11 protein-coding genes are annotated in these 13797 nt (G+C 72.6%); 6 read left to right on the top strand and 5 right to left on the bottom strand.

All coding sequences use genetic code 11. The features are described from left to right. Window positions 1-13: 13 nt before the first annotated feature. Window positions 14-1606, top strand: a complete 1593-nt coding sequence (locus F8279_RS01585) for an amidohydrolase (RefSeq protein ID WP_091425170.1) — start codon at window positions 14-16, stop codon at window positions 1604-1606. Between the two features lie 43 nt (window positions 1607-1649). Here F8279_RS01585 and F8279_RS01580 read toward each other — a convergent pair whose 3' ends face one another. The 5 genes from F8279_RS01580 to F8279_RS01560 all read right to left on the bottom strand — a co-directional run bounded on the left by F8279_RS01580 (window position 1650) and on the right by F8279_RS01560 (window position 7016). Next, window positions 1650-3359 carry an exo-alpha-sialidase gene (locus F8279_RS01580; protein ID WP_091425171.1) on the bottom strand — a complete coding sequence of 570 codons (1710 nt, stop codon included), beginning with the start codon at window positions 3357-3359 and terminating at the stop codon, window positions 1650-1652. 185 nt (window positions 3360-3544) lie between these two features. Then, a complete protein-coding gene (locus F8279_RS01575) occupies window positions 3545-4543 on the bottom strand; it encodes a helix-turn-helix domain-containing protein (protein ID WP_091425173.1) in 999 nt (332 codons plus the stop codon). A 120-nt stretch (window positions 4544-4663) separates the two neighbouring features. Beyond that, window positions 4664-5155 (bottom strand): hypothetical protein, encoded by a 492-nt coding sequence (locus F8279_RS01570; RefSeq protein WP_091425174.1) that lies wholly within the window; start codon window positions 5153-5155, stop codon window positions 4664-4666. Window positions 5156-5213: 58 nt separating this feature from the next. Then, a complete protein-coding gene (locus tag F8279_RS01565; protein WP_091425175.1) occupies window positions 5214-6161 on the bottom strand; it encodes a hypothetical protein in 948 nt (315 codons plus the stop codon). Window positions 6162-6284: 123 nt separating this feature from the next. Continuing rightward, window positions 6285-7016, bottom strand: a complete 732-nt coding sequence (locus F8279_RS01560; protein ID WP_091425177.1) for a FadR/GntR family transcriptional regulator — start codon at window positions 7014-7016, stop codon at window positions 6285-6287. A 139-nt stretch (window positions 7017-7155) separates the two neighbouring features. Here F8279_RS01560 and F8279_RS01555 point away from each other — a divergent pair, with 139 nt between their 5' ends. From F8279_RS01555 to F8279_RS01535, 5 genes are all read left to right on the top strand, one after another. Next, window positions 7156-8781: an ABC transporter substrate-binding protein gene (locus F8279_RS01555; protein ID WP_091425179.1), complete on the top strand. Its 1626-nt coding sequence runs from the start codon at window positions 7156-7158 to the stop codon at window positions 8779-8781. 102 nt (window positions 8782-8883) lie between these two features. Beyond that, a complete protein-coding gene (locus tag F8279_RS01550; RefSeq protein WP_120570310.1) occupies window positions 8884-9840 on the top strand; it encodes an ABC transporter permease in 957 nt (318 codons plus the stop codon). Further along, the gene (locus F8279_RS01545) at window positions 9840-11798 is read left to right on the top strand and encodes a dipeptide/oligopeptide/nickel ABC transporter permease/ATP-binding protein (protein WP_151498881.1); all 1959 of its coding nucleotides are present in this window, start codon (window positions 9840-9842) and stop codon (window positions 11796-11798) included. Before F8279_RS01550 ends, F8279_RS01545 begins: the two co-directional genes overlap by 1 nt. Further along, complete coding sequence (locus F8279_RS01540; RefSeq protein WP_151498880.1) at window positions 11795-12862, top strand: ABC transporter ATP-binding protein; 1068 nt, start codon at window positions 11795-11797, stop codon at window positions 12860-12862. Before F8279_RS01545 ends, F8279_RS01540 begins: the two co-directional genes overlap by 4 nt. Next, a complete protein-coding gene (locus F8279_RS01535) occupies window positions 12859-13797 on the top strand; it encodes a dihydrodipicolinate synthase family protein (protein WP_151498879.1) in 939 nt (312 codons plus the stop codon). The genes F8279_RS01540 and F8279_RS01535 overlap by 4 nt, the downstream gene beginning before the upstream one ends.

The raw sequence follows: 13797 nt of genomic DNA, 5'->3' as shown, positions 1-13797 counted from the left end.
AGGCAGGGAGCCCATGAGCGGCACGGTCTACGAGAACGCCCGCATCCACACCCTCGACCCGGACCACCCGCACGCCGAGGCGATGCTGGTCCGCGGCGAGCGGATCGTCGCCGTCGGTGACCTCGCCGAGTGCCGGGACCGGGCCGGCGTCGGCGCGCGCCGGGTCGACCTCGGCGGGACGGCCGTGCTGCCCGGGCTGATCGACAGCCACATGCACTCGGCGTCCTACGTGCGCGGGCTGGACCAGGTGGACCTGCGCGGCACGGCGAGCCTGGACGAGGCGCTGACCCGGATCGCGCGGCACGCCGCCACGCTGCCGCCGGACGCCTGGCTGCTCGGCGGGCGGTGGGACAGCAACAAATGGACCCGGCCGGTGCAGCCGACCCGCACCGACCTGGACCGGGTCTGCCCGGACCGGCCGGCGGCACTGCCCAGCATCGACGGCCACACCATCTGGGTGAACACCGCCGCCCTGGCCCGGCTCGGCATCGACGCCGCCACCCCCGACCCGGCCGGCGGGCAGATCGCGCGGGACGAGCACGGCGAGCCGACCGGCATCCTGCGCGAGGCGGCGGCGGACGCGGCGTACGCGGTGGTGCGCTCCCCGCACGCCGGTGACCTGGTCGCGCAACTGCGCACCCACCTGCCCCGGCTGCTCGCCGCCGGGCTGACCGGCATCCACGACCTCGACGGGCAGGACGCCCGGGCCGCCTACGAGACGCTGTACGCGCGCGGCGAGCTGCCGCTGCGGGTGCACAAGACGATCCCCGCCACGGCCCTGGACGAGGCGATCGACAGCGGCTGGGCCACCGGGGACGGGGACCGCTGGCTGAGCACCGGCCCGGTGAAGATCTTCACCGACGGCGCGCTCGGCTCACACACCTGCCTGATGACCGAACCGTACGACGGCGAGCCCGGCAACCACGGCATCGCCGTCACCCCGGCCGAGGAGTTCTGGCGGCTGGTGGCGACGGCCGCCGGGGCGGGGATCGCGGTGGCCGCGCACGCCATCGGCGACGCGGCGAACCGGATGGTGCTGCGGGCGTACGCGCGCTGGCGCGAGTCGGCCGACCCCGGCGCGGTGGCGCGGCTGCGGCACCGGATCGAGCACACCCAGCACCTGCTGCCGGACGACGTGCCGCTGCTCGCCCGCTCCGGTGTGATCGCCTCGATGCAGCCCACGCACTGCACCAGTGACATTCCACTGACCAGCCGGATGCTCGCCGGCCGGGGCCTGGCCTCGTACGCGTGGCGCAGCCTGCTCGACGCCGGGGCCGTAGTGGCGTTCGGGTCGGACGCCCCGGTGGAGGACCCCGACCCGTTCTTCGGCATCCACGCCGCGGTGACCCGCCAGCAGCCCGACGGCACCCCGCCCGGCGGCGTCGACCCGCACGAGCGGCTCGACCTGGACAATGCGTTGCGCTGCTTCACCGAGGCGGGCGCGTACGCCTCCTACGAGGAGCACCTGAAGGGCCGGTTACGCCCCGGCATGCTCGCCGACTTCATCGTGTTGCCGACCGACCCGTACCGGGTCGAACCGGCGGAGCTACGCGACCTGACCGTGGCGCTGACGGTGGTCGGTGGCGTGGTCCGCTGGCAGCGCTGACCGTGTCCCGCCCGGACGCCGCTGTCCGGGCGGGACACGGCTCTCAGGCGCCCTTGACCCAGTCGACGCTGAACCGGGCGAAGTAGATGCCGCCGGTGTCGCCCACCTCGTACAGGTTGCCGACAGTGCCGTCGGCCAGCACCGCCATCGTCGAGTAACCGGCGCCGCCGGGCTTGACCAGCGCCCGCGCCGGCCAGGTCGCGCCGTCGTCGGTGGACAGCCGCACGGTGAGGTCGTTGCGCGCGCTCGGGTGCGCGTTGTTGCTGAACAGCGCCGTACGGGTGCGTAGCGGCGCCCGGTTCGTGCCGACCTCGGCGGGCCGCAGGTAGGACATCTCGTCGGCGTTGCAGAGCGGGTCGGTCAGCACGGCGCTCGCCGTCGCCGGGCCGAACGTGGCGGCACCGTCGGTGGACGTGGCGTAGAAGCGGCTGCGAGTCGAGTTGTGCCGCATGTTCTGCACCACCGCGCCGGTGCCACGCTCGATGGCCTTGCTCTCGTTGATGTTCCCGCCGGCGGATCCGCCGCGCCGCCAGGTCGCGCCCTGGTCGTCGCTGTAGATGTTCGCGGCGTGGCTGGTGCCCGAGGCGTCCCGGTAGGCGATCGGCTGGATCAGGCGGCCGGTGCTGGTCTGGATGCCGTGGCCGGAGGAGAAGAACACCTGCCGCCAGGTGGGGTCCTTGACGGCGGGGTTCAGCTCCACCGGGGCGCTCCAGGTGGCGCCGTTGTCCCGGCTGGTGATGTAGCGCAGGTGCATGCTGTTCGGGTCGTCGGCGGTGTTCAGGCCGGAGCCGCCGGACCAGAAGCTGATGCCGGGCCGGGGGGAGTAGGTGAAGAAGCAGTAGACGACACCGGTGGCGCGGTCCACGAGCAGGCTGGGGTCGCCGACGCCCTCGCTGGTGGTGGGCGGGGCGTGGATGACGCGGGGCTGCTCGAAGGTGCGCCCGCCGTCGGTGCTGCGGATCATCACGATCTGGATGTTGTTGGTGCCGCCGCCGAGGTCGTACGAGCCGTTGACCCGGGCGTCGGCGACGGCGATGACAGTGCCGTTGTTGCTCACGGCCAGGCCGGGGATGCGGACCGAGGCGACGGTGCCGTCGTAACGGCCGTTCGCGCCGTTGAGGCCGCGGATCACGGTCTGCGTGGTCAGCAGCGTGGTGGTGGCGAGCTGCGGGTTGCCGGCGGCCAGGTCGCAGGCGGTGGTGCCGCGCAGCGTGGTGTCGAAGCCGGGCGCGGTGACCCGCAGCGTGTACGGGGTGCCGGCACCGACGGTCCAGTAGTGCAGGAAGTTGCCGCCGGCGGCGATGGTGCGGGTCCACGGTGAGCCGGTGCGTCCGGGCCAGGTGACGGTGAAGTCCCGGGCGGTGGTGGTGCGGTTCTCCAGGGCGAGCTGGAGGCGGCCGTTCGTGCAGTCGAAGCCGGCCAGCGCGGACATTCCGGTACCGCAGTGGAAGATGCCGCTGGTGGTCTCGTCCAGGCCGGTCGGGGTCGTGGTGCGCAGCGTGTACGGCGTGCCGGGGGACAGCGTCCAGTACAGCTCGGCGTTGCCACCGGCGGCGACCGTGCGGGTCCACGGCGAGCCGGAGCGGCCCGGCCAGGTGACGGTGTAGGTCTGCGTCGTGGCGCTGCGGTTGTCGAGGTCGAGCAGCAGCCGGCCGGCGGTGCAGTCGGCGCCGACGGTGGCGGTCACGCCGGCGGGGGCGGCGGCCTGGGCCGCGGTGGCGGGCAGTACGGAGAGGAGGGTGAGGGCGGCCACCGCGAGGACGGTTGCGCGGCGCGGTATGGCGCGGCGAGGGGACACGTGGTTCCTTCCGGACGGGGGGAGGGGGAATCGGACTAGCTATAAGACGTCAGATGTCCGATGTCTGCACGCTAGGCGGATTCACCCCGGCCCGTCAAGGATCGGTTCCGGTCGACGTCCCCGTCCGGCCCGGGGAGTCGTCAGCGGTCCGGCCCGGGCGTCTCGCCGAGCAGTGCCTCGCCCATCGCGGTGAGCCGGTGCAGGACCAGGTTGCCGTGCCGCTGACTGGTGATCAGACCGGCCTCGCGCAGGATGGTGGTGTGATGGCTGGTGGTGGCCGGCGAGATGCGGGCACGCCGGGCCAGCTCCCCGGTGGTGGCACCGCTCGCGGCGGCGCGCAGGACCGCGACCCGGGTGTGGCCGAGCAGCGGACCGAGCCGGCGTTGCGGGCCGGCCGGCGGCGTCGGTTCCGGTCGCTGCCGGCGAGCCGGATAGACGAGCGTCGGCGGCAGGTCGGGGTCGGCCAGCGTGATCGGCGCGTGCCAGCAGAAGTACGACGGGACCAGTGTGATGCCCCGGCCGTCGAGATGCATGTCCCGGTCCTCCGGGTAGCCGTGCACGCACAGCACCGGCGGATCCCAGGAGGTCTCCGGGCTGAGGTCGTCGAGGATCTGCCCGGCGCCGTTGTCCAGGACCCACGTCCCGCGCAGCGCCCGGTCGCCGGAGACGGCGGAGGTGATCTGCGTCCAGTACGGCGCGAGCGCGACGCGGAAGTAGGCGCGCAGCGCATCGCCGAGGCCGCGCCGGGCGGCGAGCCGGCCGGCGGCCAGATCGCTCATCCAGGCGCCGTCGACGGGTGTCACCATCCGCCCCAGTTCGGTGCGGATCCGCCGGGTCGGGGTGCCGAGCACCCGGTCGATCCCCTCGTCGAGGTCGGTGACCGGGCCGGGTGTGAGGAAGTCCGGGAAGTACCGCTTGAGCGGCGCGACGGGCATCAGCCGCTCGCGGACGACCGGCACGAGACCGGCGCGCTCCAGGTCCGGGCGGATCTGCCGGTGCCACCGGGCGTAACCGGCGTAGCCGGCCCGGGTCTGGAGGCGGTGCAGGCTGCAGATGATCTCCCACAGTGGATCCGGCCGGGCCGCCAGCCGGGTGCGGCTGAGGTCCCCGGCCGTGAAGTGGATGCGTAGCGTCCCCATGACGCACAGTGTTCCGACGTGTGCCGCCGCGCTCAGTCTCGTCCACGACATTGACATATATCACTGGATGGGATGCGGCGGGGCGGCAGCCGCACGGCTGCCGCCCCGCCCTGTCTCAGCTCAGCCCGCGCTGCAGCTCGTACGCCACCGGTGGGAGGCGATGTTGTCGTTGGCGTTCGCCATGTAGCCGTCCCGGTTGGAGCCCCAGCTGAACCAGACCCCGGTGAGGTTGTCCCACGCGTCGCCGGCGCCGAGACAGGCGTACGCACCTGTGTAGTCGGGGTGGATGTAGAGGGCGACCGGCCGGCCGCCGTTCGAGTCGTTCCAGGCCGAGGACGCCAGGTTGCGCATGCTGGCCCGGTTGTTGTAGTCGCAGTTGGCGTTCTCCGCCGTGCTGATCGTGTCCCAGTTGTTGTCGGCGTTGTACCACCAGCACCACCGGCCCGCCCACCCGGCGTCCTGGCTGACGTACAGGTAGCCGCTGCCCGCGGCGGCACGCTGCGTGTCCGCGTGCGGGGTCGGCCGGGGCGCGGCCTGGGCGGCGGTGGCGGTGAAGGCCAGCGCGGCTGCCGCCGCGACCACTGTGGCCAGCACGGACCGTACTGCTCTCATGGTGTTCCCTCCGGTCGGGTCCTGCCGTGGCGGGCCGCCACGGAAGTCGTGGGGTGGGTCAGCCGGTGGCCAGCACGGCGCGCGCCCGCGGCAGCGCGGCGGCCTCCAGACGGAGCCGTTCGGCGACCTCGGTGTGGAACCGCCTGTCGAGGGCGCGACGGTGCTCGGCGTCGAGCCGCCGGGCGAGCCGGCCGAATCCGGTCCGTGTCGCGCAGGTCGCCTCGGCCGCCGCCAGCCTGATCTCACCGGGCGTGACGGAGCCGGACGCCGGCTCGGGCGCCGACGCGCGGGCCGATGCCGGATCGGCCACGTCGTGCCCGGCGGCGCGCATGCACCGCCGCCACGCGGCCACGCCGTCGGCGTAGCGGGGGTCGGCGAGCACCCGGCCGACGCGCAGTCCGGCCAGGTTGTCCGTGATCCTGGTGACGCGGTACCAGCCGGGCAGATCGCGATAGAGCTGTCGCTCCGCCTCGGACGTGCAGCTGTGACTGCTGCGGCGCAGCACCCCACCGGCCGGCAGCGTCGCGCGCAGGGCGTCGGGCTCGCCGGGGTCGCCGTTGACCGCGCGTACGGCGGCGGCGCCGCGTTCCGGGGGCAGTTCCCGGACGTACCGGGTGTTCGGGTCGGCCGCCATCGCCTCCTGGAGGCGGCGTTCCAGGGCGCCGCCGTATCCGTATCGGCGGGCGTAGGAGACGTCGTCGAGGACGTACGGGAACTCGCGCAGCTCCGGCACCGGCTGCCGGGGAACCGGCCAGTAGCGGAACCCGCGACGCTGCATGCAGTCGCGGATCAGCACCTGCGTGGCGGCGTACCGCACGTCGGCGGCCGGGGCGGTGGCGGGCGGGACCGGGTCGGCGGCGGCACTAGCCGCGGGCGCGCGGTGACTCTCGGACTGCGGCGCGACGTCGGGGCGCGCGCCCAGTGCCCCGGCCGCCGCCGCCGCGAGGGCGGCGGGGACCGCGAGGACGTACCACCATGACCGCGCTCGGCGCGACACCACCGCCATGACATGCACCTCGGCCGTCCGGGGCGCCCGATGCGCCCGTCAGAAGACAGCTTCGGCACGGTGCGTGCCTCGGGACAGAGACCTTCGATCAGGCTCGAACGACAGGGCCCGGCGTACCGCGGGTCAGGGCTGCGCGGCGCGGGCGATGCTCGCCCGGATGGGGGCGTAGTGCTCGGCGACGGCCGAGCGCAGCGCCGTCGCGTCGGCGGCGGTGAGGGCCGCGACGATCGCCTGGTGCCGCTGGGCGGTGATCACCCGGTCCTCCGGCTCGGTCTGCAGGGTGGGCGCGACGATGGCCTGCACCTGCCAGAACGCCTCCGTCAGCTGGACCAGCAGGTCGTTGCCGAGGGGTTCCATCAGCTTCAGGTGGAACGCGCGGTCGACGTCGAGGAAGTCCTCGCCCCGGGCGGCCCGGCTGTGCATCTCGTCGGCGAGCGCGGACAGCTCCGACCGGTGCTGCTCGTCGAGGGCGTCGATGACGGTGGCGGCCAGGCCCTGCTCCAGCGTCTGGCGGACGTCGACGACCTGGGCCAGTACGCGATGGTCGTCCTCGCCGCTGAGCAGTCCGCGGAACGTCAGGCTCTCCACCAGGGCGTTGAGGGACATCCGGCCGACGAACGTGCCGTGGCCGTGGCGCACCTCGACGATGTCGAGCGCGGAGAGGATCTTGACGGCCTCGCGGACGCTGGAGCGGCTGGCGCCGACGGCCTCGCACAGTTCCGTCTCGGTGGGCAGGAGGTTCCCGGGCTTCAGGCGGTTGCGCAGGATGTACTCCTTGATCCTGGTGGCGACCTCCTGCCGGCGAGGGCTGGGCCGCTCGGCGCCGCGTAGCGGACTGGCGTCAATGGTCGTCATCTGCCCCTTGCCCTTCGTTCCCGAATCTGACACCCTCACCCTACCGGCATCAGACGTCAGACGTCATACACCTTATGCTTCACATCCCCGAGCGCGAGCGGTCACCGCGAGCGCATGAAGAGCCTATGGAGGCAGCTACGTGAGCACCACCGGTAAGCCGTCGGGGAGCCGGCGCGTCCTGCGAGGCCGCGCCCGCTCCCTGGCCGTCGCCTCCCTCGCGGGGGGCCTCGCGGTCGCGCTGGCGGCCTGCAGTGGCGGTCCCGCCTCGACCAACGCCGTGGGCGACGGGAAGGGGGGCACGTCGATCGAGGCCACGCTGGCCTTCACGCTCTCCAGCGGTTTCGATCCCAGCAACGCCTCCTCGGCCGTGGCGACAGCGGTCAACCAGCACGTCTTCGAGGGCCTCGTCGACCTCGACCCGATCACGCGGGAACCCTACAACGCCCTGGCCAAGAGCGACCCGACCCCCGGGGCCGACGGCCGGACCTACACCGTGACGCTGCGTGACGGGGCGAAGTTCTCCGACGGCACCGCTGTGACCGCCGAGGACGTGGCCTGGTCCTTCACCCGCGTGCTCAAGCCCGCGGACCCGAAGGCGCCGCCGCTGATGCAGGGCTTCGTGTCGTTCCTCGACAGCGTCACCGCCAAGGACGCGACGACCGTCGAGTTCACGCTGAAGTACCCGTTCGCGCTGTTCAGCGAGCGGATCGCGGTCATCAAGATCGTCCCCAAGGCGAAGACCGGTGACGCGGCCGCGGCCAAGGCGTTCGACACCGCCCCGATCGGCTCCGGCCCGTTCAAGGTGGACAGCGCGTCCAAGGAGTCCGGCGTCAAGCTGAGCAAGAACGCGAACTACAACGGCCCGCGCGCCGCCAAGGTCGAGACGATGACGTGGAACACCACCACCGAGGCGTCGGCCCGCGTGTCGGACCTGCAGGGCGGCCGGGTGCAGGCCATCGAGGCCGTGCCGTACCTGAACGTGGACTCGCTCAAGGACAAGTACACGATCGACGTGAAGCAGGCCTTCAACCAGGTCTTCCTCATGTTCAACAACTCCGCCGCCCCGTTCAGCGACAAGCGGGTGCGCCAGGCCCTGCACTACGCCATCGACAAGGAGGCGGTCATCAAGACCGCGCTCAACGGCTACGGCAGCCCGGCGACCAGCTACCTCGACGAGGGCAACAAGGCGTACCAGAAGGCCGCCACGGTCTACGACTACAACCCGGACAAGGCCAAGGCCCTGCTCCAGGAGGCCGGCGTCACCAACCTGTCGTTCCGGCTCGACACCACCGACAGTTCCGTGGTCAAGGACGTCGCCCCGCTGGTCATCGAGCAGTGGAAGAAGATCGGCGTCACCGCCACGCTCAACACCGTGCCGTCCTCGGCCATCTACGGCGACATCGTCCCCAAGGACACCTTCCGGGTGCTCATGGCCACCGGTGACCCGAGCGTCTTCGGTGTGGACACCGACCTGCTGATGCGCTGGTACTACTTCGGCGAGACCTGGCCGGGCCAGCGTTACCGCTGGAGCGACGCCGACCGCAAGGCCATGAGCGACCTGCTGGACAAGGCCGCGCAGACCTCCGACGAGGCGGCCCGCAAGGTGCTGTGGAAGCAGGCCCTGGACATGGCGGCGGACCAGGTGCCGCTGTACCCGATCCTGCACACCAAGGTCGTCACCGCGTACGACCCGGCCAAGGTGGACGGCTTCTCCGGCGCCTCCACCACCGGCCTGTACTTCCTGGGCACCGGCCGGACCGGCTGAGCCCGCGCTCGGGGTTCCGGCCCCGCAGGCGTCCCGCCCGGCCCACGTGACCCGTGCGGCCGGGCGGGGCGTCCCGGCGCCCCGCCACGAGAAAGAGAATCCATGCTGACCGTCCTGAACCTGGTCGCACGACGATTCCTGACGCTGATCCCCCTGGTGCTGGGCATCACGCTCTTCGTCTTCGTGATCATGCAGTTTTCCCCGATCGACCCGGCGTTGTCCGTCCTCGGTGACCAGGCCACGCCGGCGCAGGTCGAGGCGTTCCGCGCCGCCAACGGCCTGAACGACCCGCTGCCGCTGCGCTACCTGCACTTCCTCGGCGACCTCGTCCGCGGCGACCTCGGCATGACGTTCCCGCCGTCGGTCCCGGTGGCCGAGAAGATCGCCATGGCGCTGCCGCTGACCATTCAGCTGACCGTGCTCGGCGTCGTCGGCGCGCTCGTCATCGCGCTGGCCCTCGGCATCCCGGCCGCCCTGTACCGGGACCGCTGGCCCGACCAGGTCATCCGGATCGTCTCCATGGCCGGCATCGCCACGCCCTCGTTCTGGCTGGCCCTGCTGTTCATCCAGGAGTTCTCCGTCCGCCGCCCGATCTTCCCGACCGGCGGCTATGTCAACCCCGCCGACTCGGTCGGTCTGTGGTTGCAGTCGCTGGCCATGCCCGCGCTGGCGCTGGCCGTACCGGTCGGCTGCTCGCTGGCCCGCATCGTCCGGACCTCCATGGTCGAGGAACTCGACAAGGACTATGTCCGTACGGCGATCGGCGCCGGACTGCCGCCGCGCGTGGTGGTCGGCCGCAACGTGCTCCGCAACGCGCTGGTCAACCCGCTCACCGCGCTCGGCCTGCGGATCGGCTACCTCATCGGCGGCACCGTCGTCATCGAGGCCATCTTCTCTCTGCCCGGCATGGGCACCCAGATCATGAGCGCCGTCCAGCAGAACGACACCGCGCTGGCCCAGGGCACCGTCCTGACCATCGCGCTCTGCTTCGTCCTGGTGAACCTGGTCGTCGACATCCTCTACCTCTTCGCCAACCCCCGACTGCGCGGAGGCCACTGATGCGCCGGTCCCTCACCACGCGGCTGTCCCGCCCCGGCATGGCCTTCGCCCGGCTCGGTCTCGCGGCCCGGTTCGCGCTCGGCTTCGTCGCGCTCATCGTCGTGGTCGGCGTGCTCGCCCCGCTGCTGCTGCGCCACGACCCCACCCAGACCGGGCTCGGCCCGGCGCTGACCGGCCCGAACGGCGACTTCTGGTTCGGCCTGGACAAGCTCGGCCGGGATGTGTTCTCCCGGCTGGTGGCCGGCACCCGCCGCTCCCTGATCGTCGGCTTCGGCGCGGCGGGCATCGCGCTGGTGGTCGGCGCGATCCTCGGCGCGATCGCCGGAAGCAGCCGCACCGTCGTCGACGAGATCATCATGCGCTGTCTCGACGTGGTCATGGCCTTCCCCACGATCGTGCTCTCCGCGCTGCTGATCATCTCGTTCGGCAAGAACAGCCTGCTGGTCCTCGTGATCGCGATCGGCTTCGTGTTCACCCCGTCGGTCGCGCGCATCGTCCGCGCCAACGTGCTGTCCCAGTACGGCGAGGACTACGTGGCCGCCGAGCGCATCATCGGAGCCCGGCGCCCGCACATCCTCTGGCGGCACGTCCTGCGCAACTGCGCCGCCCCGATCCTCGTCTTCGTCACGGTCATGGTCGCCGACGCGATCGTCTTCGAGGCGTCGCTGTCCTTCATCGGCGGCGGCCTCGCCCCGCAGGAGGCGGCCTCCTCGTGGGGCTCGGTGATCGCGTTCGGCAAGGAGATGGTGCAGATCGGCGGCTGGTGGGCCACGTTCTTCCCCGGCCTGCTGATCCTGCTCACAGTGCTGGCGCTCAACGTGCTCTCCGAGGGCATGTCCGACGCGTGGGCCGCACCGGCCGCCCGCCGCGCCATGTCCACCACCAGCGGTGACGCCCTGGAGCAGGCGCAGCCCGGCACCGGTGAGGTGGTCGAGCTGCCCGGCCTCGCCGAGGCGGCGCGGCGGCTGCGCGAACGCGCCCGCCCGCTGCCGCAGGGCCGGCCCGTCCTTCAGGTCAGCAACCTGTCCATCGGCTTCGAGGGCCGCCACCGCGGCGTGGACATCGTCGACGGGCTCTCCTTCGACGTACGCCCCGGCGAGGTCGTCGGCCTGGTGGGGGAGTCCGGCTCCGGCAAGTCGCTGAGTGTCCTGGCCGTGATGGGCCTGCTGCCGAAGGGCGCCCGGGTACGCGGCGAGATCCGCTTCCAGGACACGAACCTGCTGAAGCTGAACGCCAAGGGCCGCCGGGCCCTGATGGGGCGCGAGATCGCCATGGTCTACCAGGACGCGCTGTCGGCGCTGAACCCGGCGCTGCGTGTCGGCGCCCAGCTCGCCCAGATGATCCGCCGCGGCGGCACCCGCTCGGCCGAGGAACTGATGCGGCTGGTCGGGCTGGACCCGCAGCGCACGCTCGCCGCGTACCCGCACGAGCTGTCCGGCGGGCAGCGGCAGCGCGTGGTGATCGCCATGGCGCTGTCCCGCGACCCGAAGCTGATCATCGCCGACGAGCCGACCACCGCGCTCGACGTCACGGTGCAGGCCCAGGTGATGAAGCTGCTGCTGGACCTGCGCGAGCGGCTCGGCTTCGCCCTCATCCTGGTCAGCCACGACCTCGCCCTGGTCAGCGACGTCTCCGACCGGGTCGTGGTGATGTACGGCGGGCAGATCGTGGAGACGGGCGTGACTGCCGACGTGGTGGAGGCGCCCGCCCACCACTACGCCCGCGGGCTGCTCGGTTCCGTCCTGTCCCTGGAGACCGGGGCGGAACGGCTCACCCAGATCCGCGGCGTGGTGCCGTCACCGGCCGACTTCCCGAAGGGCTGCCGGTTCTCCGACCGCTGTCCGATGGCGACCGAGATCTGCCGGGACACCGCGCCCCCACTGGAGGGCACGGACGGCCACGGGTACGCCTGCCACCACCCCGCCGTCACCGTCAGCGAGAAGGAGCCGGCCCGATGAGCGCCACCGCCGAGCACCGGCCGATCGCCGAGCTGAGCGACGTGCACGTGGTGCACGCCGCGCGTGGCGGCGGCATGTTCAGCCGGGACAAGGTCTACGCCCTCACCGGCGCCGACCTGGTGATCCGGGCCGGCGAGACGGTCGGCATCGTGGGCGAGTCCGGCTGCGGCAAGTCCACGCTGGCCAAGGTGCTCGTCGGCCTGCAACGGCCGACCAGCGGCACGGTGTCCTTCGCCGGTAAGGACGTGTGGTCGATGAGTGCCGCCGAGCGGCGCGAGCACATCGGCGCCGGCGTCGGCATGATCTTCCAGGACCCGGCCACCTCGCTGAACCGCCGCATGCCGGTACGCGACATCCTGCGCGACCCGCTCGACGTGCACCGCCGGGGCACCCGGCAGCAGCGCGAGCAGCGGGTGGCCGAGCTGATGGCCCTGGTGGGCCTGCCCCGCTCGGTCGCCGACGTGCTGCCCAGCCAGCTCTCCGGCGGCCAGCGCCAGCGGGTGTCCATCGCCCGCGCGCTGGCCCTGGAGCCGGGGCTGGTCATCGCCGACGAGCCGACGAGCGCGCTCGACGTGTCGGTGCGGGCCCAGATCCTCAATCTGCTGCTGGACCTCAAGGACCGGCTCGGGCTGGCCATGGTGCTGGTCTCGCACGACATCCAGACCGTCAAGCGGGTCAGCGACCGGGTCGTCACGATGTACCTGGGCCGGATCGTCGAGCAGACGCCCGCCGACCTGCTGCCCGAGGGCGGCCGGCACCCGTACACCCGGGCGTTGTTCTCGGCCACGCCGGGCCTGCTGTCGCCGATCGAGCCCATTCCCCTGGTCGGCCCGGTCCCGTCGGCCACCCGGCCGCCGAGCGGCTGCCCGTTCCGGACCCGCTGCTGGGCCGCCACCGACGGCTGCGCCGTGGACATGCCGGCGCCGCGCCCCGCCGAGGGCGTGGGCCACGAGTTCCGCTGCCACCACCCGGTGCCCGCCGGAACCGCCAACACCGAACTGGTCGCGCTCGCCACCCCGGCGACCGGCCGCACCGCATCTGAGTCTGTCGAGGAGAACCTGTGACCACCCCAGCCCCGCGGTTCGCCGGAGTCGTGCCGCCGGCCGTGACCCCCCTGACCGAGGAGGGCGAGGTCGACGTCCGCTCCCTGGAACGGCTGGTCGAGTGGCTGCTCGACGCCGGTGTCGACGGCATCTTCGCCCTCGGCAGCTCCGGCGAGACGGTATTCCTCACCGACCGGCAGCGGGACCTGGCCCTGGAGACCATCGTGAAGACCGCCGGCGGCGCCGTGCCGGTCATCGCCGGATGCATCGAGCCCACCACCCGCCGGGTCGTGGAGCGCGCCGAGGCGTCCACCCGGCTGGGCGCGGACGGCCTGGTCGTGACCGCGCCGTTCTACGCCATCGTCGGCCCGCACGAGATCGAGCGGCACTTCCGCGCGGTCGCCGCGGCGGTCGAGCTTCCCCTGCTGGCGTACGACATCCCGGTCTGCGTGCACAGCAAGCTCTCCGTCGACCTGCTGACCCGGCTCGCCGCCGAGGGTGTGCTGGCCGGCGTCAAGGACTCCAGCGGCGACGACGTCGCGTTCCGCCAGCTCGCGCTGGCCGTCGCCGAGCACGCGCCGGAGCGCGACTTCAGCCTGCTCACCGGCCACGAGGTGGTGGTCGACGCGATGATGCTCGCCGGCGGCTCCGGCTCCGTGCCCGGACTGGGCAACGTGGACCCGGCCGGATACGTGCGGCTGCACCGCGCCTGCGTGGCCGGCGACTGGGCCGCCGCCCGGCGGGAGCAGGACCGCCTGACCCGGCTGTTCCGCATCGTCGACGCGGCCGACCCGGCCACCTCGGCGGGCGCTACCCGGGGCGTCGGCGCGTTCAAGACCGCCCTGGCGCTGCTGGGTGTCATCGCCGGCAACGCGGTGTCGCTGCCGCTGCGGCCGCTCGACGCCGCCGAGACGGGCCGCGTGCGTACCCAGCTGGAACTGGCCGGGCTGCTCTGA

The organism is Micromonospora sp. AMSO1212t, assembly GCF_008868145.1.
In the GTDB taxonomy this organism is placed as follows: Bacteria; Actinomycetota; Actinomycetes; order Mycobacteriales; family Micromonosporaceae; genus Micromonospora; species Micromonospora tulbaghiae.
The sequence above is the reverse complement of the archived record's forward strand: the minus strand, read 5'-3'. Positions and strand labels throughout refer to the sequence as shown.

Coding starts and splice junctions, on each gene's coding strand:
- F8279_RS01570 (WP_091425174.1), bottom strand. CDS start 5,155: ATGAGAGCAGTACGGTCCGTGCTGGCCACAGTGGTCGCGGCGGCAGCC.
- F8279_RS01585 (WP_091425170.1), top strand. CDS start 14: ATGAGCGGCACGGTCTACGAGAACGCCCGCATCCACACCCTCGACCCG.
- F8279_RS01550 (WP_120570310.1), top strand. CDS start 8,884: ATGCTGACCGTCCTGAACCTGGTCGCACGACGATTCCTGACGCTGATC.
- F8279_RS01565 (WP_091425175.1), bottom strand. CDS start 6,161: ATGGCGGTGGTGTCGCGCCGAGCGCGGTCATGGTGGTACGTCCTCGCG.
- F8279_RS01545 (WP_151498881.1), top strand. CDS start 9,840: ATGCGCCGGTCCCTCACCACGCGGCTGTCCCGCCCCGGCATGGCCTTC.
- F8279_RS01560 (WP_091425177.1), bottom strand. CDS start 7,016: ATGACGACCATTGACGCCAGTCCGCTACGCGGCGCCGAGCGGCCCAGC.
- F8279_RS01575 (WP_091425173.1), bottom strand. CDS start 4,543: ATGGGGACGCTACGCATCCACTTCACGGCCGGGGACCTCAGCCGCACC.
- F8279_RS01540 (WP_151498880.1), top strand. CDS start 11,795: ATGAGCGCCACCGCCGAGCACCGGCCGATCGCCGAGCTGAGCGACGTG.